Source organism: Desulfonema magnum (assembly GCF_017377395.1).
In the GTDB taxonomy this organism is placed as follows: Bacteria; Desulfobacterota; Desulfobacteria; order Desulfobacterales; family 4be13; genus Desulfonema_C; species Desulfonema_C magnum.
The window spans coordinates 710,183-732,059 of the sequence record NZ_CP061800.1 but is presented as its reverse complement, the minus strand read 5'-3'; the positions used below and the strand labels follow the sequence as shown (position 1 = coordinate 732,059).

The window sequence follows — 21,877 nt, the reverse complement described above, 5'->3', positions numbered from 1 at the left end:
ATTCTCAATTCTCAATTCCTCAACGGTTTGCCTGTCTTCAGCATATGTTCCACCCTGGCGTGTGTTTTTTTCTGTTTCCAAAAATCGGTGAATGCTTCTCTTTCAAGCTTCAGGATGACCTCTTCGTCAATTTCGCTGTTGTCCCGCACGTCTCCGCCGCTGATGACATAAGCAATGCGTTTTGCCAGAAAAACATCATATTCAGTTACATATTTTCCTTGCAGCATGTTGAACAATTCCGCATTTGCCATTCCCTGGGCGCTTTCACCAAATACCTTTATTTTCTTCTTCACAGGGGGCGCATATCCTTCATCCGCCATTTTTAACACGTCTTTCTTTGCCTCGCCAATCAGGTGGTCCCGGTTAAACACAATTCTGTCATTGGGGCCGAGAAACCCCATTGCTCTGGCGTGTGCGGCAGAAGTTGAAACTTTGGCGGTGGCGATGTTCATGAAAACAGGGATAAAGAATTTGCCAAGATCATAATCCGTAACCGGTTCAGGCACGGCATTAATAAATTTTTTCCACAAATTAAGACATCCGCCGCCAGAGGGAAGCAGTCCCACACCGATTTCCACAAGACCCATGTAAAGTTCCGCATGAGCCACGATCTTATCCGCGGCTCCGATACACACCTCACATCCGCCCCCGAGGGTCATGCCATAGGGTGCGGCAACAATGGGAAAATCTGAATATTTTGCTTTCTGAATGCCTTGCTGCGCCATTTTCAGAAAAGCGTCTATTTCTGAAAATTTTCCCAACTGTGCGAGCGCACCCATATAAAAAAGGTCTCCGCCTGCTGAAAAAGCCCCCGGAGTTCCTCCGGCCTGATTTCCGATCACAAGACCAATGCCATTGGCATCCACATAATCAATGACTTCAGAAATAAAGGTCACAATCTCCTTGTTGATGGCATTCATCCGGGTATGAAATTCGCAGCAGAACACACCGTCACCAATATCAATGAGAGAAGCAGAGTCACATTTCCTGGCAACCTTATCCGCTTTCCTGAGTACATTCAGAGAAATCACATTATCGCTGATGGCAGGTTCCTTATAGGATTCAGAGGCAAAGTCATAGAAAAAAACCTTTCCGTTTTCGGTCTTGTAAAAACAAGTGTTACCAGCCGCAAGCATGTTTCTGATTTTCTCGGGCACCTCAAATCCGTGTTTCTCCATTTTTTCAACAGACGCCTCAACGCCAATAGCGTCCCAGGTCTCAAAAGGCCCCGCCTCAAAATTATATCCCCATTTCATGGCATTATCAATGTCAACAATGGTATCGGAGATTTCAGGGATCCGGTTGGCAGAATAAATCAGGCTGCTGCCAAGGACTTTCCACGCGAACTTTGCCCCTTTGTCCCCGCCATACACCACGGCTTTCATTTTATCCGGCAGGAGTTTTGCTTGTTTTGCCCGGTCAAGGCATGGAAAAGCAGGTTTGGCATATTCCGCATATTCAAAGGTTTCAGGATTGATGACCTTACGAATAACCTTTTTTCCAGGCTTTTCAGTTTTATAAAAACCGCTTTCGGCTTTCTTGCCAAGAAACCCTTTTTCAATCATTCTGTTCACAAATTCGGGGATGACAAAGCTGTCTCTTTGTTCATCATCAGGAATCAGATCATAGGTGTTTTTGGAGACATGCGCCATGATATCAAGTCCCACAAGATCGCAGGTTTTGAACATGGCTGTCCTGGGTCTTCCCATGACAGGACCGAAAAGGGCATCTGCCTCGGGAATCGTGAGCCCGTCCTCAAGCATCGTCTGCATGGCTTTCACAATACCGTGCGCACCGATACGGTTCCCCACAAAATTGGGCGTATCTTTTGCCCATACAATTCCTTTTCCGAGTCTTCTCTCTCCGAAATCCGCCATGAATTGGAGAATTTCAGGGCGTGTTTCTTCCCCCGGAATAATTTCAAGCAGTCTCATGTATCTTACAGGATTAAAAAAATGCGTCCCCAGGAAATGCTGTCTGAATGCTTTGCTGAGTCCCTCGGACATTTTTTTGAGAGGAATTCCCGAAGTATTTGTGGAAACAATCCCTGTTTCTTTTCTCACCTTCTCAAGCTTCTGCAAAAGTTCCTGTTTTATTTTCAGGTGTTCCAGCACAACTTCGATGATCCAGTCACATTCCGCAAGTTTGTCAATATCGTCTTCCAGGTTGCCGACGGTAATCCGCTTCGCGTCCCTTTTGTCCATGAGAAGAGGCGGTTGTGACATTATCATTGTACTCAGTCCCGCTTTTGCGATGCTGTTTCTAACTGTGGGATCATTTTTTTCATCCGCGTTCAAATCAAAAGGAACAATATCCAAAAGCAACGTCTTTATGCCAGCACTGGCAAGAAGAGCGGCAATGCCGCCGCCCATGACACCGGAGCCGATGACGCCTGCCTTCCTGATTTTTCTGACCATGATCATACCTCCTTTCTCATGTCTATTATATCTGTTTGAATTTTAAAGATATTAAGTAAGCAATATCCGCTGAATTTTTTCTTTAGGGATTTTCCCAAAAATAAAATACCCGAAACCCAGGGTGGGAGGAGCGAAGCGCAACCCACCCAGCAAGCCGCACAAACGAAACCCACCGCACATGGTGGGTTCTGCTTCGCTCCTCCCACCCTACATTTTGAACGGCTCAGAACTCATAAGATATCTGAACCCACCATTCCCGCCCTGTCTGTGATATATCTTCGGGATAATCTCTGGAGGGATATCGAGTATCGTCATCAGACAGGTTTTTCACACCTGCGAGAAGATCAAGCCCTTGTGTAAAAATATTTTCAACACGGGTTGTAACATCAAAAGTATCATAGCCCTTGAGACTTGCTCGAAAAAAGGGATCATTCTTAATTCTGGACCGTTTGCCCACATGCCGGTATCGGAGAAACAATGACCAGTCCTTTGCAGGCTGGCAGGCAAGTCCGATATTGCCAAGCCACTCCGAAGTCACCGGAAGGGGATCGCCAGTTTCATTATCTTTGGTATCCATATAAGAAAGATTGCTGTCTGCTGTAAGAAAAGGAAGAATGTGCCACTTGAATTCTATTTCCGCTCCTTTTATTTCCGCACCTCCGCTGTTAGTATACTGCGTGTTTCGGGTGATAATCAGATCTTCCAGCTCTGATTTGAACAAGGTAAATCTGCTGACAAAGGGAGCGGTTCTGAAGATATATTCCATCTCATAAGTTCTGATAACTTCGAAAGATACATCCGGATTTCCATTCGCCACCGGATTATTCTTGCTGTACATTTCAAAAAAACCCGGAGAGCGGAAGGCTTCCGCATATTGAAGCTTGAAAATATGATGATCAGATGCTTTGAATACGGTTGCGAGTCTGGGCGTAAACCTGTCTTTGGTATCATCATAATTCTCATATGTGTCGCTGTCATCATCATAATAGATATCATATCGCAAGGCTCCGTTGATGGTGAGCCAGTCTGTTACTTCGAACTGTTCCTGAATCAGCGCGCCGAAGATATCGCGGCTTTTATCTTCCTCAAGCCAGTTCTTCTCTCCTGTAAAATTCTGATACGGAACCGCCTCGAAAGTCACCGGGTCGTAATTCAGCTTCTGCCCCGCATCTGTCAGGCTGTTTCTTTCATACTCAACGCCTGCAAGGAGATGATGGCCTTTCCATCCTTTCCAGTGAACATTAAGGCTGCCGTACAGAGTCCGTTCATCATAGTAAGGACTTGCCAGCATCTCGGTTCCGGATGAATTCATAACCCCGGCCGGGAATATCCACATGCGGTCACCTTCAAAAAGATATTCCTTTACGCCGAGATTCAGCTTTAAGTTGAGCGATTCCGAAAGCTCGGAATCCCAGACTGCCTGTGCCTGCCATGTCCTTTCTTTTTTTGTGAACCGGTCGTTCAGTTCCGGATATGAACCCGCTGTGCCGTAAGTGTCTCCCCAACTGGTGGAAGTCCATTGTGCAAGCAAAGAAAAGTCTCTGTATTCCGCGGTAAATACCCCCGTAGGAGATTTACGAGCGTCATTTATGGGACCCCCGGGACTTCCGAAGGTATCGGAACCAACCTCGACATCTGTCCGGCCTTTTTTCCAGCCCGCGAGATTCAGGCTGATATGAAAATTTTTTTCAGGATTGGCGTATGAGGTCAGAAAGCCTCCATAACAGGTATCAAAACTGCCGTATTGTCCGTAGATACGGTTTCCCTTCTTTTGTGTGATGACGTTAATGACACCTGAATAAGCAGATTTTCCATATAACGCGGAACCGGGTCCCCGGATGACTTCGATGCGGCTGATCTGTCCCACGGGAATAAAATAAATGGGAAGAGCTTCATTCTCACTGGCCGAGTTTACCGGGATGTGGTTCAGCATGATCTTTACTTTGCCGGATCCGAGGACTTTGGGAAATCCCCTGATGACAGCAGAGCCTGCTGTGGTCATCAGGTCCAGACCCGGCACTAAGGTCAGTGCTTCTCCGACAGTCCGCGTCCCCATGTTCTCCAAATAGGTTCCGTCCAGCACTGTCACCATTCCGGGGGCAAGGTCAGCATCCACTTTGGTTTTGGTGGCAATTTCCGTGAACACCACGGCTTCCGTCCTGAGCCATCTGAGTTCCTCATCCAACGCTCTTTCTGCTTCCTTGTCAGAGAATATGTCCTGGCAAAACCCGCCAGATGCGGATCCGAATATAAAAATACATACCATTAAAATCATCCGAACGATTGTCTTTAAATATTTCATTGTCAGATATCTCCTTTTTTGTCATCAGAGGATGTTTGAACTGCTACAAATATGGCCATCTCCTATGGGACTTTTTAAACACCCTACACGCTGCAAATATGCCGTTGTTAAAGAATTCTTAAAACAACATCTTAGATAATCTTTTATTCCGAGATATTTTCGATCTGTTAAGAATAGCTGACAAGAAACGGTTTGTCAAAGCCATAATTGTTTTTTTTGTAAGTAAGTCGAGGGGGGGTGGAGGCAAAGCTGTTGAGTTAAGAGTAAGCGGATTTTCCGGTATTTTCTCCGTTCTCCGGAGTGCGAAAAATACTTTTTCGCAGGCGCAAAAATATAATTTTTGCACTCCGGATTCGTTCGGGGTCGGGGATGGGGCAGGGCCGTGACAAATATTTAATATCAGACGAATTACCTGCTTATTTTGGGTTGAAATCGGGCCTATATCGCTTTTCTCGGGGCAAAAAAGTGCGATATAGGAAAAATTTCGATCTTGATTTTTATAGAATTATCTTATAAAAAATGCTTCTTTATAATTTATATTACAGATATTTATTTGATAATAATTCGGACAGTTTTTGCGAATTAGGAAGTTTTACAACTGTAACCTATTGAATTTAAATAATTTAAAATTTTAAAGTCAAAATATATAAATCCTAATGAAAACAATATATTATAAAAAATTGTCCGAACCATTGATTTGATAATTATTTAAAAAATTATAAGAAAGGAAAAATAATCATGCGGAAACAGGGACACAGGAAATTTGTTTCATTAAAATCCCTCAGTGCCGGGCGGTCTCCTTTCTGATCCGGCCCTGTTCGCGGAAGAGTCCGCCAGGCGGGCCGTCTCGGACAGTCCCGAGGGCCATGTGGTATTCTCCGACATCACGGAGGGGGTGCGGTTCCGGGGCGCGCTCTCCGGGGAGCATGATGACCGGAACAGCGGACCTTACATGGGTCTGAAACATTTTGAGATGACACCCGGGGACAGGTTCGCCCTGATCCTGACACCGGACGCGGCATTGCAGGATTTTTATGACAGTCCGTCCTCGGCCGACCCCGGCATACGTCCTCTGTTCTCGCTTGCCCCGGGCAATGACAGTTACGGAATGCGGGTCGGACAGATCGCGGATGTGAATGCCGGGGGTGCCGCCCTGGTCTTCGAGGATATTGATCTCCCGGACAGCGACAGGGATTATCAGGATATCGTGTTTCAGATCGGGGAGCCATCGGGACTCATTCCGAGATTCGTTTCCGTGACCGTGTCCGGAGGAGAGGTTCCTCCTCTCGGATCGCTGCCGGCTCCGGGAGAGGAAAACTGGCCGGCATCCCCGGACGGCAAAGGAAAGGAGATCACGGAGCATGCCGACGCCCCGTCCGTGACGGACGGAGGTCCGTGGATATCCGTGAGTGTGACGGCCCCGTGCCGTGTCACAGTGTATGATGCCGAGGGAAGAGAATGCGGCATGCTCACAGGATGCGGCATCACCGTAGCGGTTCTCGAAACCGGCTCCCAAGGAGAACAGACGATATCTGTTCCCGGAACGGACATCGCCGGTATCAGGCTGGATGCCGATGATTCCGGAACCTGCGCTCTGACAGCGGTCTCATATGTGGCAGAGGGCGAGATATCGTCCGATTCGGAGACAGTCGGAATCGTGGCGGACCTGCCCCTGGAATCGGAGGTCTCGCTCTCGGACGGTCTCACGGTGGTCATCGGGGAGCCGGAAGCGGACTATGTGATCATCACGGCGTCGGCAGGGGAACACGGAACCGTCAGCCCCTCCGGCAAAGTTGCCGCGGCGCTCGGGGGAGAGCAGACCTTCACGTTCACGCCCGGCACCGGCTGGCATGTGGCCGATGTGCTTGCCGACGGCGTGTCCGCGGGACAGGTCGCTGATCACACCTTTTCCGAGGTGACTGCGGGGCATACCATCGAGGTGGTGTTCGAAGCCGACAATGCGCCGCAGGACACGGATATGACAGTTTCAAAGGCTGACCTCTCCGGCACGAACACTGATATCAGGGAGCCAAAGCTCACCGGAAAAGTGGCTGTGGATATCACCAACATCGGAAAAACGGCTCCGGCGGGGACTTACAGCGTCACGCTTTTTGAGGACACGGACGCTGATGAGGCTTTTGACGCGTCCGCGGGTCAGATCATCGGAGTTGCGGAAGTCACGGACGGTCCCGGAAGCGGGGAGACCGTGACGGTCACTTTTAATGATATCAGTGTTCCTCTCCTCTTTGCCGACAACCGGATTTTTGCCTTCTCGAAGTGGGGACCTTTTGAATTAGATACGGCAGAAGGAGGCAGTATAGGAAGATACGGAGTTCAGCCCACGATTGCCGACTTTGACGGAGACGGTGACGCGGAGATCGGTGTGGCAGGTGCTTCAAAATATGCAGTGTTTGAAGCCGACGGAACTTTCAGCCGCTATGCTAACATCAGAGACAAGACATCCGGTTCCACCGGTTCCTCAGTTTTCGATTTTGAAGGCGATGGAGTTGCTGAAATTGTTTATGCGGACGAATTGTATCTTCGGATTTATCGGATTGCGGATGATTCGGAAGTTCTGACAACAGTGAAAGAAATATGTGTCGGGTCAGGAACAGGACATGAGCTTCCGGTCATAGCCGATGTGGATAACGATAACAATGCAGAGATCGTCGTGGCAGCCAACAATGATTATCTGGGCGGGCCGAATCACGGAATATTTGTTTTCGGCGACAAAAATGACATATAGGTCAACACCCGCAAGATATGGAACCAGCATTCGTACCACATCACCAACGTGAACGACGACGGCACGATTCCGCAGTTTGAGGAGAACAGCTGGGATGTTCACAACAGCTACCGCCGGAACGCCATGCTGAATGATCGGGGATGCGTTGACCTCACCATGTCGCATCTCCGGACGGAAATTGCCTCTGATGCCGTGACAGTCACAGGAAGGCTGGGCAACGGCGGTGTCTTTCACGTCCGTCCGGGCACTCCTGTCTCCTTTTACGACGGAAAGCCCGGGGAGAACGGAACTTCACGCCTCGGAACGGTTCTGTCCGGGGAGCAGTTGGAGCCGGGCGGTTACGAGACTGTTTCCTTCCGATGGGAGGACCCGCCCAGGGGCATTCATGCGGTTTATGTTGTGGCGGACCAGGACAAAGAGGGAAGGGGAAAAGTCAGCGAGTCGAATGAGGACAACAACACGGCGGTGATCGCCTTCGGTTTTCAGAATCACGCTCCTGTGACGGATGCGGGTTCCGAACAGACCGTGACTTACGGGGAGACCGTCATGCCGGACGGAACCGGGTCATATGACGCTGATAAGGATCCGCTGACTTACAAATGGACTCTGCCCCATGTCCCGGAAGGGAGCACGGCAGCGATTTAGGATGCCACCTCGGCGACACCTTCTTTCACAGCCGACCGTATCGGCGAATATCGTGCGCGGCTTGTGGTGAATGACAATTTCACAGACAGCGGCGTTGCCATCGTCGTGGTCACGGCAACTGCCCAAGGCACGGCCCTGGATGTCACACCACTCATCAGCGGAAGTCTCGTGCAGAACCAGGAGATTTCCTTCTCAGCCTTCCTTTCCCAAGGCATATCCTGCCAATAGGATTTTCTCGGAGACGGGACCCATACCTCGGACCAGACGGACACCGTTCATACATACACGGAACCCGGAGATCACACACTCATACTCCGTGTCACAGAGGTGGGCACGGGCGTTGTGAATGAGATCATCTCTGGCAGTGGCTGTGGGTCATCATCCTTCTCCCTTTCACGGAAGAGGACACTCTTAACGACCTCATTGAGAAATATGGTAAGGAACTTCGGAAATTTTATGAAATTCTCTTTCGGTATCCGCATGCGTTTGAAAAACTGCTTCACATGCTTAGCATGCCTGTGTTTTTCGAATTCCCCGAAGAATTCGAATGTTCCGACGAGACGGGAAAAAGCCGGCGGAGAGTCAGAATTATCGCCGATGACACGAAATCTGAGAAGTTCGGAAAATGTATCGGATTTATAAAGAAACTGTTCGACAATGGCAAAAATCGGCACATCATCGGCCATGACTATGTCCTGCTCCTTGCTGTTTCCGGCGACACGGTGATTCCTCTGTCCTTTGTCATGTGGTTTCCGAAGGGACACCCTGATCACCGTTCGAAAAATGACATCGCACGGGATGAGATTAATCTTCTGAAAAAAGAGTGCGACAGACGGGAAGCGAGCCTCGGAGAGGCGGAATTTCTCGCCGACAGCGCCTTCTGTGTTCAGAAAGTTATGACGGCCGCGGAGGCCGCCGGACTTCGCATCGTGACCAGACCCGGCAACAGGCACAAATTCGAATTCGGAGGCGATCTGCTGACACCGAACGAAATTGTCGGAAAAACGGAGAACCGCCAATGGAATTATTCGGAAGCAGGCCACTGCTATCAGAGAATATCCGCACGGCATCATGTTTACGGAGAAGTGGTTCTCGTAATACGCCGCCGCATACTGAGGAACGGAAAAATTGTTCACGACGTTCTCATATGCAACAAAAAATTTTACAATGCGGTGAGAATTCACAAGGCGTATAAGGAACGATGGGAAATTGAAATGTGTTTCAAATATTACAAGCAATATCTTATGTTTGGAAAATCCAAGTTTCGGAAGGCGGCGTCGGTGCGCTCCCATCTCTCCTGTGTCGACATGGCGGGTCTCATCGTCGCTCTTTTCCGCCGTCAGTGTTCCCGGAAAACAAGTTTCCGACGGGCGGTCAGACTCATCGCACGGGAACTTCACGACATATAATGATTTATTTTCAATAACTTGCATAAAAAAGCCCTGAAATACGTTCTGTAACTCCCTGATAACAAAAAGGTAGAATAAAAATTGGATGAGACTTTAGTTATTAACAGTGGCACGTCCGGAAAGAAGTCTCAGTTCTGCCTCCTCTTCCGATTCTTCGGATTCGTCAGTTCTGTCCGGGATCCCGGATGCGGAGCGGTTGAAATCGTACAGCGCATCGTAACAGTGCGCTGCCAGTTCCCTGTAATACTCCCACGGGAAAAAATTCAGCATCCTGAACCACTCTCCTTCGGGAGAGTTCAGAAGTGGGGTGATGAAAATGTTGCAGATGCTATTAAAAAGCTGATCCCGTTTCTGTTCCCTGTTTTTTTTAAGCGGCTGATTTTTAAGTAATAAAAAATGTGCGGAATAAAAACGGGATCACAATTGGCAGCCCGGTTTGTGACATTTTCATCAGCCCAGTTCAGAAGTATCTGATCGTCCTCATTTATCATATGAATAAGCGGAATCTGTTCGATAACCGGGACAGCCGGGGACGTAAACAGCATCATTTTTTTCTCCTCGGTAATGATTCTGAAGCGAAGCTTCTGGCCGGTCAGTTTTGTAAAATCTGTTTCTCAGAACTTCCGAGACAGATATATCTGTATATAGCACCGGAAAGCGGAGATGTCAATGATTAAAAATTCTACTTCCTGAAATAGCAGAATATTTTTTTACTCATTCATTATATTCAGGGATGTCCTCGCATTAATTCGGAGGACAATTACAATACCATGTTTTACAAAAAATGTGAAGAATTTTTTATTATATTATTTTGAATTTCATACGAAATTTGAGTTTATGCGTAAGCTCTATAAGCCGAACCGGAGCTGCCTCCGTAGTCATCATCACGGGGCGCATTCCCATTTTCCCGGTATATTATGCAACCGACTGATTTAACTGATCTGCCCTTAAAACGATTATAAAACTGAATCGTTATAAATCAGATAGTTACAGGGCTGACCGGGAAAATGGGAATGCGCCCTCATCACGGGAAGCTCCCACAATGAAGTAGCCGCCGCTGACGGACACAGATATTCCGAAATCATCATATTTTTCAGCGTCACTGGCTTTGCATCTGGCATATGGAGACCACTCTGATCCGTTGTGTTTAAAAATCCAGACTTCCTCTGAATTGCCATCCCCGCCGGGAGATCCCACAACAATATGGTCACCGTTCAGGGAGACGGAGTTTCCAAAAAGGTCGCGTCCTTTCGGATCAGTGGCGGTGAGTACGGCTTCCTTAATCCAGTCCGAGCCGTCATGCCTGTAAACGTGTGCCGCACCTGGATTGTCGTATTCATATCTGAGACGGCCGGAAACCCTTGCCCCTGCCCCTGCGACAAGGCAGTCACCGCTTATAGCCAGGGAACAGCCAAAGTTATCTGTGATTTGATGGTTATAACCCGAGTAAGTTCTGAGACTATTCTTCCGTCTCCATTCCGTCCCCTCACGCTTGTAAATATATACTTTGCCTGAGTAAACATGAGGACCGCCCTGGCAACCCCAACGAAAATCAAGGTGGGAACTTACAACAGCATAGTCTCCGCTGATGGCCACAGACCGTCCGAAATATTTTTCACCTGTCTGTTCATAGGTGTCAAGCTTGGCTTCCTCGGTCCATGTGTCACCGTCACGTCTGAATATGTAGGCTGCTCCGTCAGTCGTGATACCGGGACCTTCAGGTGCGCCTACAATGGCGTAGTCACCACTGATGGCAACAGAACTTCCGAAATAGTCACATTCTTCGGCATCACTGCCGACGAGTCTGGCCTTTTCAACCCATTCTGTGCCTTCACGCCTGAATATATATGCAGTGCCTGAATAAGAATAATCAGAGTCCCCCCACGATAGCATAATCGCCGCTGATGGCTACAGAATTTCCGGATTTGCCCAGTTTGGTCTGATCAACCCATTCCGTGCCTTCACGCCTGAATATATATGTATCGCAACTGTCATTCAGACTTCCGACAACAGCATAGTCTCCGCTGATGGCTACGGAACCTCCAAAAAAATCAGATTCTGCCGCATCACTGGCTGTGACCTTGATTTCATTAGAAAAAGTCGTATGATCAACTGTCAGCATTCCTTCGCTGTAGTGTGTCGCCTCACTCACTCCGTCGTTAATCACAGCATACACATAATATGCTCCTTCGGGTATCTCTGCCGTATTCCAGACGTATTCACCGCAGGAAGCTGCCGGAGCCTTGCTCAGACCGCTTACAATCAATGTTCCGTCTTCACCGCTGTTATCCGTATCATAGAAGAGAGAAACTGACACAGTCCCGCTATCCGGACTGACATCGGTCCATTGTATCCTAAAGTTTCTGTGAGTGATATCGCTAGCACCGTCCGGTTCAATAACCGTGACGGACAGAGGAAAGATCACCTCCACTTCGACATTGGCAGCAGCCGTGCCGCCGGGGCCGGTGGCAGTGACAGTGTATGTTGTTGTTTCTGTCGGCGATATTGTGACAGAACCGTTTAAATCAACATTGCCGATATCAGGGGTGATTGAACAGGATTCCGCATCGGTCGAAGTCCATGTCAGTACTGACGACTCGCCGGACTGAATCGTCACAGGATCGGCACCTGTTGTAACAGTAGGAAAAGGATAACTTACTGTTATTATGATGCTTCGGGTTGATGTGCCTCCGGGGCAGGAAGCTGTGAGCGTATAGGTCGTTGTCTCAGAGGGCTGTGCTGTCAGTGAGCCGCTCACACTTACACTGCCGATCCCCTGATCAATGCTCACACTGTCGGCATTGGCAGTCTCCCATGTCAGGACGCTGCTCTCACCGGCAGTTATCGTTTCCGGGTCCGCCGTGAAGGTGACGATCTCCGGAGGCGGGACAGTTTTCGTTATTGTCACCGGCCCTGTGCCGTAAACGGTGAGAAAAAACGTAATAAAGAATTCTGTACATGCTCATCTCCCTGTCATCAGTGATCATAAGCCGGAAGCGGACAGGATGATCCGCCTTCGGGATACGGCTTTATTATATGGATTAACGTGGAGTGGCCCACAGAGGGACGGACCCGCTCAGAGGGATTTCAAATGTCCCGGGCGAGTTCCTCGGAACAACAAGTCCGTCCGCTGTTTTCCCGGTGACATAATAAAATTCCTCGGAAGTGGGAGGCGGGGAGTTCTGAAACGGATTGCCCTTCGACAGCCTGTATTTTAAAACAACCGTGAGTTTTCCGCCTGTCATTTCCTCGTCATAAAGCGAGACATTTTCGGCACGGAGCGTGATTTTATGAAAACCGACAGCTTCATCCAGGGACTCCGGACATGGTATGACCGAATAGGCTCCCGAGTCGGGAAGGGTTATTTCCAGGCGGCCCCGGAAGAAATAATCCAGCAGGTCCGCCGAATGTTCTACGGCACGGGGGAGAAGCTTCGTGGCATAATCTTCGAAACACTTCTCGTCCAATATGAAACCCCGGTGAAATACTTTGTAGTAGTCATTACTTTCAAATTCGTCCAGTAACTGGATAGTAGAAAGTTCTGGCTAGTAAACTAAGTAATTCACAACCGGACAGTAATATGTTTATAACTATATATTGTAATCCTAAATGAGTTGTGAAATTAGGAGATGTACGCTTCTAATTTCGGAAAACTGAAAATTTGCTCCGTCAGGAAATTTAAAAAGCTTTCTTTTACGTCTCCGAATGTTTTGTTCTCATAAAAATGCCTTCTCAGAAAATTCTTTCCTTTTCTCCAAATTTCTTCAACGGGATTCTGATCCGGAGCATACGGAGGAAACAGCATGCAGGTGACTTTCCAATCCTTCTCATTCAGTCCCCCGTCGGATTCCTCCAGATACCGTCGCATCTCGCCATATTTGTGATAAGTCGCTCCGTCCCATATCAGTATGATTCTCGACCCCTCATAAATTTCTTCCAGACGTCTCACAAAGGACACAGTGTTCGCCCCGTTTCCGATATCATATGGCAAAACATGGAACTCGCCGGTCAGAACATTCACCGCACCGTAATATGTCTGACGTTCCCGCTCATTGGTCATCGGCACTCCGACCTTCTCATTTTTTCTGCCCCATATGTACCCCGACGTGTCGCCCCACAGGAGATGGCATTCGTCCTCCATCAGGACCACGACGCCGCCTTCCCGAATTTCCTCCTCGGACTCTCCGATCCTACTCATTATGAACTGCCGCCGGGCGGCGACCTCCTCATCATCCCGTTTCGGATTGATTTTTTCGTTTTTTTCCAGTTTATTCCTCCTTCATGAAGCAGGTCATAATACGACTGCTTCGATTTGTAAAGCACGCCGTACCCGGATTCAAGATAATCTCTGAGTTCATCAGGAGTATAGGTCATTTTGCTCCTCAGAAACGAAATCACCTCCTTTCGCTGAACATCGGTCAGATAGCCCTCGCTGCCTTTGTATCCCAAAGTCAGCCCCTGAGCCCCCTTTTCCTCATACACACCTTTCCACTTGCTCACAAAGGAATCCGAGACATTCAGCAGTGCTTTGATATCTCCGACTTCGAAACCATGCAGAATCATTTTCACCGCCATTGCCCTTACAATTTCTCTCGCGTCCTTTTCCATACGGATTATATCATCCAATGTGTTCATCCCTCTTTTTCCTCCTTATCCGGCGCATTATTTGTCAGAAAGCGGCTGTTATGAAACTCCGAGCCGTTCATATCTTTTATATCTCATATGGTTAACAGTTTTCTGATTATAACGGATTTAGGGGAGGCTCCGATTTCGGGAGGCTGTGCGCGACCTTCCGTTTTCACAGGAAGCCGGACGGACATTCCCGGAAAACGTCGGTTTCCGGGGAAACAAATATCCTGAATTTCCGGTTCCCGGAACCCCGTGACGGACAGATTTTCCATTCTGACATATAGTAATTTCAGGATGTTGTGCCCTCCCCTAAACCCGTTATAATCAGACAGTTTTCACCAGACAAGTCAATAAAATTCTACAATTCATTTAGGATTACAATATATGGCGTCATGTGGCAAGGTCGGACGAAGTCTCACGACCTCTCCCCCGTATCATCCGCAAAGTTCGGTCAGCCGGAACTTTGCAGGAAGAAGACAGGAACTCCGCCTGAATGACACTCCGCACAACCCCCTCCGAGGGACAGTCGGAGAAAGCTGTTCTCAGCCACCCCTCATATTTTTCCAGCACCTCGGAACCCCGGGTCAGGGAAAGATACTGAAGAAGTCCGAGGGCGATTCCGGAAAGATTGACAAAACGTTCGATGGCTTCGAGAGTGAGATCAAATTTTTTCTTTCATTTTCATCAGGACGACAGTATCGGACATCCTCACCCCTGCCGACATCGGGAAAAGCTTTCGTCCGAAAATGGTAGCAAAATCCTCCGATGAGATGCTTCAGCGTCCGAAACATGCTTTCCACCTTGGGACGATAGCAATAAATCGTGACAATCTGTCCGGCCGGGAGTGTCAGATCGGAACACATCAGTATGTAACGGTCGTCTCCGTCGATGACAAAAACAAAACGGATGATGTCTCCGACCGGTTTCCACAAAAGATCCCATGTAAAATATCTGACGGTTCCGAGGTTTCCGGAGATCATCACTTCTGTTTCTCCGAACCGCTCGGAGAAATCGAAAACTTTTATGAGGCTCACCTTGTCTTTTTCCCGGAAAGTCTTCTCCGAACTGTCTTCGGGAACAAGGTATCCCACATAATTGTTCTTCGCACGGGTGATAAATTGTCCGGGTACGCGGCAACCGGGTGTTTTACCAGATGCCTTCAGATTCGTTTTCTATCAAAAGAAAGGGGCATCCTAAATGGTACGGTTCTCCTTTCAAATTGAACAATCCTTTGACCCGGCCTGAACCTGAAGCATCTGAAACCGTACCTTTCACATTCAGAAACGGGCGTGAATGCCAAGTAACAATAGATGCATGGTATGACATGCTCATGCGTGGAAAGCGTGACATTCCCATGCACAATCATCCGTTTACCCTGCTGTGTGTGACTGTAAGGGATAAGAACGGAAAGAAGGTTTTTGCAAGACCCCTGTGGCTGATCGTTGTCGGACAGCGCCGTGGGGAGATAACACTGACCGATGCATATGAAGCATACAGGCATCGCTATGATTTGGAACATTTTTTCCGTTTTGGAAAAAACAGACTCCTGATGGCTTCCTACCAGACACCTGAAATCGAACACGAGGAGAACTGGTGGGAAATTGCAGGACTTGCCTATGTGAACCTTTATACAGCAGCATTCCTGGCTAACCGTATCCCCTATCCCTGGGAACGCTGGCTTCCTGATTTCAAAGAGCCTGATTCAGCCACATTGCCATCCCCTTCCATGGTTCAGAGGGACATACCCTGAATTATTGAGGAGTTTGGGACACCGGCCAAATTGCCCAAACCCCGTGGTAAATCACCCGGCAGACAATCCGGTTACTCTCCCGGCAAACGTGACAGCCTTCCGGTGGTCATAAAAGGAAAAAAAACTAATAAAAAACATTCCCGATCACACTGAAACGGGATTTATTTCAAAAAAACTAAAAATTTGACTGTGCCCGGAGAATTTCGCCGAAGGCAACAGGATACGTTTGTCCAAAGTCCAATCCTTTTATAATTGAATTTATTTTGTTATGTATGATAATATATCTTTCTGAAAAATTTGTCCATGCTTTTTATGAATTACTCAATTTACTAGGCAGAACTTTCTACTGTCCAGATACATCGTACTGCATATTCAGATGCCCGAGTAATTTTCATTATTTTTTTCCATAAAGAAGATTAATAGGATATTATTTGTCCTATATGATCAATATTTTTTTAATGCCAAGTAAATTTTTGCATATTTTTTAAAATAACTGTCACTCGATGTTCAAGTTTTTTTGATCCGACCCAGCCGGACACAGAACTCTTTTCAGAACAAACAAATGGACAATGTTCAGTTTTTCTGGTATTCTTTTGACAATACTAACATTATGCACAACCAATGAGATAATTAAATGAATAGTTCAGAAATCTTTGACGAAAAGGCAAAAGAATGGGACAAGCATCCGGTCATAAATGAGAATTGCCGAATATTCACAGAGGAAATCAGAAAAAATATTTCCTTGTCTTCTGATATGAATCTGCTGGAATTCGGCTGCGGCACGGGCCTGGTAAGCATGAATTTTTATTCGTCTGTCCGGTCACTCATAATGACAGACACATCACAGGGAATGCTCGATGTTTTAAAACAGAAAATAAAGCATAACAATATTAACAATATGGAGCTACACTGTGAAGATATTTTCAACCTGGAACTGCCAAAACAGCATTTTGATCTGATTTATACACTGATGGCCCTTCATCATGTGGCTGATATTAAAGAACTCCTTGACAGATTTCATAAGCTTCTGAAGCCGGGCGGGTATTTTTGTATCGGTGATCTTGAGCCGGAAGACGGGTCATTTCACGGAGATGAGTCCAGTGTTCATAATGGTTTTGACACATCGGAATTAAAAAACACTGTTGAGGAAACCGGTTTTGAGGTAACAAAAGCATACCGAATGCACATCATGAAAAAGCCTGATGCGGACGGAAACCTCAGAGAATATCCGATGTTTTTTATGAGTGCGAAGAGCAGGTGAGAGAGGAGGGGTGAGAGGTTCGCTCGGAACTTTCAATTTTTTTCTTCTTACCCGATGATCAAGTTTTTTGACCCGGTTCGAACAAAAAATTTGTCATTCCTGCGAAAGCAGGAATCCATTTTTAGACCATGCCACGGTTCCGGCATCGCTGGATGCCTGCTTTCGCAGGCTTCGATGTGAGATCAGTCGAACGGAACGACAAAAAAACTTGATCATTAAGTTCTTAACACCTGAAACCTTTCTTCATAATTTTTTGAAAATTAGGAGGTGAGATGAATAACGACGATTTTTATCAGAAATTGCGTAAAACACTTAGGGACTGGCTTCAGACGGATCAGGGAAAAAATTATAAGTGGGCAGACTTTTTGCTTTTTGCTCCGGATCTTTTCCATGTTCTGTGCAAGGTCATTGCAGACAAGGACACGCCTTTGGAAGATAAGGCAAAATTAGCCGGGGCCATTGCATATTTTATTTCACCGATAGATCTGCTGCCTGAAGCGATTCTGGGACCTGTCGGCTATGCTGATGATATCGTTCTGGCAGCTTATGTCCTGAACAGTATTATCAACAAATCCGGTCAGGAAATTGTTCAGAGACATTGGGCAGGCGATGAGGATGTTCTCAGGGTTATCAGTCAGATATTGGAAAGAGCTGATGAAATGGTGGGAAGCGGTCTTTGGAGAAAACTGAAAGGAAAATTTTCATCAGAAAAAAGAGAAACAGAAGAAACAGAGGAACCAATTAAAAAATCTGAGAATTATGAAGCCTGAAAATATCGCGTTGAAAAGACAGCATCGTGTTTGAAAGTTTACTCCGAATATTGCTGATGATCATGATAAGGGAACTCAAAATAAATAATATACCCGGTTCAGGAGAATGTAGGGTGGGTGCAGCGAAGCGGAACCCACCCTACATTTCGGGCAGATTATTTTTGGGGAAATTCCTAACTTACAGGTGGTGCAATCTTACCATCCAAAAGGAGAGAAGTGGCTTCTGGACGGTAAGAACATGATAAGATTTGTTCCTCGTGATCTTGACCTTGAAAAAGAAGAGGATGACCTTCCATAAGATGAATTCGTTAACGTATCAGGATATGTGATAAATCTGCCTTGTGAATCTTTCAGAGGCCTGCCCAATGAATCGTATGGCATTTCCTCTTCCTTTTCTTCTTTTTTCGGAAGTGAAACCGAAGAGACCACTGTTTTTGATTTGTTTTCCTCTGCAACAGGGCTTTTATTGTCTTCGGAAGCAACTTTTATCCATTCTCTTTTCTGTTGTGCTTCCATAAACTGACGATATCTGACATAGCTTTCTTTTTCTCTGTTGTGATGAACATTCTTACGCCAATTCCAAACAGTGGCTTTGTATTCGGATTCCGAAATTTCGTTTCCCTGGCGGTCAAAGTACCGATTTTCAGCACTGGCAACCAAAGGGACCCCAAGCAGCAGAAAAAATAATACTATCATTTTTTTCATAACAGCCCTCCTTCTCCTTATTAAAATGTAAGTAAGATTAAGTACCGACTGCTGAAAAACTGTTGGTGATATATTTAAGACAGGACTTATTTATGCAATCAGTACCTGATATTGAAAAAATTCTCCCTTAAAATTAAGAGGGAATCAAAACCCAAAATTTTTTATATTTTACCCTGGCTGATCATCTGTATATTTTATTATATCCTACCAAAAGACAGGCTGATGCCAAATTTTTCGTTATGAAGATATGCTTAGTATTAATGCTTTTTTATTTTTATAAATTCATTCAGTTGTGTATCCGGGACAGTATTCATCTGATCTTACCACGACGGACCCGGAACAGGTATGATAAATATCCCCGGACCTTCCTGAGATGGTCTCGGAGGCTCATCATCTGAGTTCTGACTTGGCTTGGCATAATGAACAATTCCGAATTTTGAATACTGTTCAACCCAAGTAAACAAAGAATCAGATGAAATAGCGAAATTCAGGCCAGTGCTATAAGCTCTTTTAAGGGTATTCATCCCCACCACATTTCCCAGCTTATTAATCAGCGGCCCCCCGCTGTTACCAGGATTAAGCGGGGTGTCTGTTTGTATGTATTTGACATCGTCCATAGTTCTTATCTGACTGATAATTCCCCTGGTTATAGAAAATTGCAGTCCCCCGGGATTTCCAATAGCAAAAACTTCTTTCCCTATGATCTCTTCAGGAATGGTATTTTTCTCAAGCGCAAGATATGGCATATTGTTTCTGTCAATTTTCAAAAGAGCCGCGTCAGGCTTTTCAGTGCTTGAAATCATATTCGCAATATAGACTTCATCAGAAGATAAATGTACTTCAATGGAAGAATGGGAGCGGATAACATGGTAGTTGGTAAGAATATATCCGTCATCGCTTATAAAAAAACCTGTTCCTTCTGCCCCCCCGCACTTTATGATAACCACAGCAGGTTTGCATAAGCGAAATATTTCATCCGAAGCCAGTGAACGGGTTCTTTCCTTTCTTAATTTCTCCTGTTGTTCCAGTATGGTGCCAAACTTTTTTTTAACAGGGCTGACAACTGGCTCTTCTTCAGAATATATCACTTCTTCCACAAGTTTCTTCTCTATTGTTAAAATGCCCCCGTATCTTTCATATTTTATTGCCCCGTTTTCTTCCCAGCAGCTCCTTGTTTTTATAATTTTGCCGTCTTTCAGAACAATCTCATGAGCATTTCCCGGGGCAGCAAGCACTAATATAAGGACTATATATGTAGCATAATTTATAAACATTTTGGACATTGGTTCCCCTTTAATCTGAATCGCAAATTTTATGACTCATGGCGGATGGTTTTCTGCCTTTTTGTCCTTTGTTTTCATTAGGTGGAGCATTTGGAAAATCCGGGAACAGACCCTGCCCTGAGGCGGGGCATGTGATGATTTCTCCTCCGGCAGAATATCTCTCAGAGTCAATTCTATTTAACAGGCGCATTAAATAAAGATAAAGTTTCGTCAGGGGAATAATAACGAATTTTGCCGTTGTTCCCTTGCGGAGAAAGGTCTTTGACAACAAGTTCTCCGATATTATTATCAAGGACAAGTTCATCGAAATTATAATATAAAATCAGGGCATTTTCATTTCCTGTGAGTCGGCGGTACATATTGTTGTTAATTTCTTCCCGCGTAATGGCCCGATTCCAGATACGCACTTCATCAATATAGCCATACCCCTCCTCATTACCATCTCGGCGATATCTGTCTCCTTCCTCGCCGATTATAAGTGTCCCACATTTTAAAGCTCTGCATGTATCATTCTTACTACAGACTTCAATTCCGTCAATATAAAGTTTGGCAGTTCCGTTAATATAAGGTTTGTCAGCTTTGCTCTTTTTGTCAAAAACCACGGATAAGTGATGCCATTTGTTTCCCATAAGTTTTTTTGAAGAAGATAAAGCATAACCTGCTCTTCCCCGGACAAATCCCTCACGGGATATCCGAATGTCAATGAATGATGACTCAAACACACATAAGCTTGATCTCTCACGTTCAATTCTGTAAGAATCATCGTACTCACGATAACGATGCTCCTTTTCTATAACAAAAACCCAGGCTTCAAAAGAAACAGAACCGGATAAAGAAGGGAGATGAACAGAAACACCCGCATCTCTGTTCCATTTAACATACAATGCTTTTTCAGACTTTGCCCCTTGTTTTTCAATTCGTTCTATGCTTTGCTTGGGATAGCCGATAACCGATCCAAACCTGTAACATTTGATCTGTCCCCCCTCTTCCCATGTCTCTGCTGTTTCTATCTGCCGTCCGTCTTTAAAAAAAATCGTGTCAGCACCAGCAATTAAAGGAAGCAGTAAGAATAAGACGGATAATACAAGTGACCTTTTCATTGTTTTCATAATTTTTTTATTTTCCTTGTATGAAATTGAGAATTGAGAAATTCAGGACTTGCTTTCATGTTTCGTTGTGATCGCTAAGTCATGACCGTTTATATGAAAGTGTCTGAAGTTAAGAAAGTTAATAAAGTGACTGAAGTTAAAAGTTCTTTCATGTTTCGTTGTGAGCGGACCGGTCATGGCCGTTTATATGAAAGTGTCAGGTGTTAGGTGTTAAGTGTTAAGTGTTAGGAAAAACTGCAAAACTTTCATCATTCGTTGTGACCGGCAGATCATGGCCGTTTATATGAAAGTGTCAGGTGTTAAGTGTTAAGTGTTAGGAAAAACTGCAAAACTTTCATCCTTTGTTGTGACCGTCAGGACATGGCCGTTTATATGAAAGTGTTAGGTGTCAGGTGTTAGGTGTTAGGAAAAACTGCAAAATTTTCATCGTTCGTTGTGGCCGGCAGATCATGGCCGTTTATATGAAAGTCCGGAGTGCAAAAATAGAGCGAAGCGGTTTTTTGCAGAGACCTTCATGCCTCGTTGTGACCGGCAGGTCATGGCCGTTTATATGAAAGTCCGGAGTGCAAAAACAGAGCGAAGCGGTTTTTTGCAGAGACCTTCATGCCTCGTTGTGACCGGCAGGTCATGGCCGTTTATATGAAAGTCCGGAGTGCAAAAATAGAGCGAAGCGGTTTTTTGCAGAGACCTTCATGCCTCGTTGTGACCGGCAGGTCATGCCCGTTTATATGAAAGTCCGGAGTGCAAAAACAGAGCGAAGCGGTTTTTTGCAGAGACCTTCATGCCTCGTTGTGACCGGCAGGTCATGCCCGTTTATATGAATTGGATCATAATATGAGCAATGGTGATCA

The 21,877-nt window shown here is 46.1% G+C and carries 21 protein-coding genes; 6 read left to right on the top strand and 15 right to left on the bottom strand.

Features of this window, described 5'->3' with window-relative positions:
* Nucleotides 1-11: 11 nt before the first annotated feature.
* Nucleotides 12-2,417 carry a 3-hydroxyacyl-CoA dehydrogenase/enoyl-CoA hydratase family protein gene (locus tag dnm_RS02835; protein ID WP_207681210.1) on the bottom strand — a complete coding sequence of 802 codons (2,406 nt, stop codon included), beginning with the start codon at nt 2,415-2,417 and terminating at the stop codon, nt 12-14.
* 223 nt (nt 2,418-2,640) lie between these two features.
* On the bottom strand, nt 2,641-4,719 hold the full coding sequence (locus tag dnm_RS02830) for a TonB-dependent receptor plug domain-containing protein (protein ID WP_207681209.1): 2,079 nt from the start codon (nt 4,717-4,719) through the stop codon (nt 2,641-2,643).
* 784 nt (nt 4,720-5,503) lie between these two features.
* On the opposite strand from dnm_RS02830, the gene dnm_RS02825 reads away from it, so the two are divergent.
* Both dnm_RS02825 and dnm_RS02820 read left to right on the top strand, forming a co-directional pair.
* The gene (locus tag dnm_RS02825; protein ID WP_207681208.1) at nt 5,504-7,465 is read left to right on the top strand and encodes a DUF4114 domain-containing protein; all 1,962 of its coding nucleotides are present in this window, start codon (nt 5,504-5,506) and stop codon (nt 7,463-7,465) included.
* 48 nt (nt 7,466-7,513) lie between these two features.
* Nucleotides 7,514-8,110 carry a PKD domain-containing protein gene (locus dnm_RS02820; RefSeq protein ID WP_207681207.1) on the top strand — a complete coding sequence of 199 codons (597 nt, stop codon included), beginning with the start codon at nt 7,514-7,516 and terminating at the stop codon, nt 8,108-8,110.
* Here the strand turns inward: dnm_RS02820 and dnm_RS02815 are convergent.
* Complete coding sequence (locus dnm_RS02815) at nt 8,107-8,325, bottom strand: hypothetical protein (RefSeq protein ID WP_207681206.1); 219 nt, start codon at nt 8,323-8,325, stop codon at nt 8,107-8,109. The two genes, dnm_RS02820 and dnm_RS02815, sit on opposite strands and share 4 nt — an antisense overlap.
* Before the next feature lie 297 nt (nt 8,326-8,622).
* On the opposite strand from dnm_RS02815, the gene dnm_RS02810 reads away from it, so the two are divergent.
* Nucleotides 8,623-9,519, top strand: coding sequence for a transposase (locus tag dnm_RS02810; RefSeq protein ID WP_207681205.1), 897 nt, complete (start codon nt 8,623-8,625; stop codon nt 9,517-9,519).
* A gap of 93 nt (nt 9,520-9,612) precedes the next feature.
* Here the strand turns inward: dnm_RS02810 and dnm_RS02805 are convergent, their stop codons facing one another.
* The 9 genes from dnm_RS02805 to dnm_RS02765 all read right to left on the bottom strand — a co-directional run bounded on the left by dnm_RS02805 (nt 9,613) and on the right by dnm_RS02765 (nt 15,239).
* Nucleotides 9,613-9,789 carry a hypothetical protein gene (locus dnm_RS02805; protein WP_207681204.1) on the bottom strand — a complete coding sequence of 59 codons (177 nt, stop codon included), beginning with the start codon at nt 9,787-9,789 and terminating at the stop codon, nt 9,613-9,615.
* 26 nt (nt 9,790-9,815) lie between these two features.
* The gene (locus tag dnm_RS02800; protein ID WP_207681203.1) at nt 9,816-10,067 is read right to left on the bottom strand and encodes a hypothetical protein; all 252 of its coding nucleotides are present in this window, start codon (nt 10,065-10,067) and stop codon (nt 9,816-9,818) included.
* 439 nt (nt 10,068-10,506) lie between these two features.
* Complete coding sequence (locus tag dnm_RS02795; protein ID WP_207681202.1) at nt 10,507-11,412, bottom strand: FG-GAP repeat protein; 906 nt, start codon at nt 11,410-11,412, stop codon at nt 10,507-10,509.
* Entirely contained in the window at nt 11,390-12,427 is a 1,038-nt protein-coding gene (locus dnm_RS02790) for an FG-GAP repeat protein (protein WP_207681201.1), read from the bottom strand. The genes dnm_RS02795 and dnm_RS02790 overlap by 23 nt, the downstream gene beginning before the upstream one ends.
* Nucleotides 12,428-12,560: 133 nt before the next feature.
* Nucleotides 12,561-12,986, bottom strand: a complete 426-nt coding sequence (locus tag dnm_RS02785) for a hypothetical protein (protein ID WP_207681200.1) — start codon at nt 12,984-12,986, stop codon at nt 12,561-12,563.
* 155 nt (nt 12,987-13,141) lie between these two features.
* The gene (locus dnm_RS02780) at nt 13,142-13,768 is read right to left on the bottom strand and encodes an IS630 family transposase (RefSeq protein ID WP_246556411.1); all 627 of its coding nucleotides are present in this window, start codon (nt 13,766-13,768) and stop codon (nt 13,142-13,144) included.
* On the bottom strand, nt 13,717-14,154 hold the full coding sequence (locus dnm_RS02775) for a helix-turn-helix domain-containing protein (RefSeq protein ID WP_207681199.1): 438 nt from the start codon (nt 14,152-14,154) through the stop codon (nt 13,717-13,719). The genes dnm_RS02780 and dnm_RS02775 overlap by 52 nt, the downstream gene beginning before the upstream one ends.
* A gap of 384 nt (nt 14,155-14,538) precedes the next feature.
* Nucleotides 14,539-14,718 carry a hypothetical protein gene (locus tag dnm_RS02770; protein ID WP_207681198.1) on the bottom strand — a complete coding sequence of 60 codons (180 nt, stop codon included), beginning with the start codon at nt 14,716-14,718 and terminating at the stop codon, nt 14,539-14,541.
* Between the two features lie 14 nt (nt 14,719-14,732).
* Entirely contained in the window at nt 14,733-15,239 is a 507-nt protein-coding gene (locus dnm_RS02765) for a hypothetical protein (RefSeq protein ID WP_207681197.1), read from the bottom strand.
* A 128-nt stretch (nt 15,240-15,367) separates the two neighbouring features.
* Here dnm_RS02765 and dnm_RS02760 point away from each other — a divergent pair, with 128 nt between their 5' ends.
* From dnm_RS02760 to dnm_RS02750, 3 genes are all read left to right on the top strand, one after another.
* Nucleotides 15,368-15,898, top strand: coding sequence for a hypothetical protein (locus dnm_RS02760; RefSeq protein ID WP_207681196.1), 531 nt, complete (start codon nt 15,368-15,370; stop codon nt 15,896-15,898).
* Nucleotides 15,899-16,532: 634 nt separating this feature from the next.
* Entirely contained in the window at nt 16,533-17,159 is a 627-nt protein-coding gene (locus dnm_RS02755; protein WP_207681195.1) for a class I SAM-dependent methyltransferase, read from the top strand.
* 272 nt (nt 17,160-17,431) lie between these two features.
* Nucleotides 17,432-17,929: a YkvA family protein gene (locus dnm_RS02750; protein ID WP_207681194.1), complete on the top strand. Its 498-nt coding sequence runs from the start codon at nt 17,432-17,434 to the stop codon at nt 17,927-17,929.
* 195 nt (nt 17,930-18,124) lie between these two features.
* On the opposite strand, the gene dnm_RS02745 is transcribed toward dnm_RS02750, so the two are convergent.
* The 3 genes from dnm_RS02745 to dnm_RS02735 form a co-directional block, all read right to left on the bottom strand.
* Nucleotides 18,125-18,634 carry a hypothetical protein gene (locus dnm_RS02745; protein ID WP_207681193.1) on the bottom strand — a complete coding sequence of 170 codons (510 nt, stop codon included), beginning with the start codon at nt 18,632-18,634 and terminating at the stop codon, nt 18,125-18,127.
* 320 nt (nt 18,635-18,954) lie between these two features.
* The gene (locus tag dnm_RS02740) at nt 18,955-19,917 is read right to left on the bottom strand and encodes a S1C family serine protease (protein ID WP_207681192.1); all 963 of its coding nucleotides are present in this window, start codon (nt 19,915-19,917) and stop codon (nt 18,955-18,957) included.
* Nucleotides 19,918-20,090: 173 nt separating this feature from the next.
* A complete protein-coding gene (locus tag dnm_RS02735) occupies nt 20,091-21,026 on the bottom strand; it encodes a LamG domain-containing protein (protein WP_207681191.1) in 936 nt (311 codons plus the stop codon).
* Nucleotides 21,027-21,877: the final 851 nt, after the last annotated feature.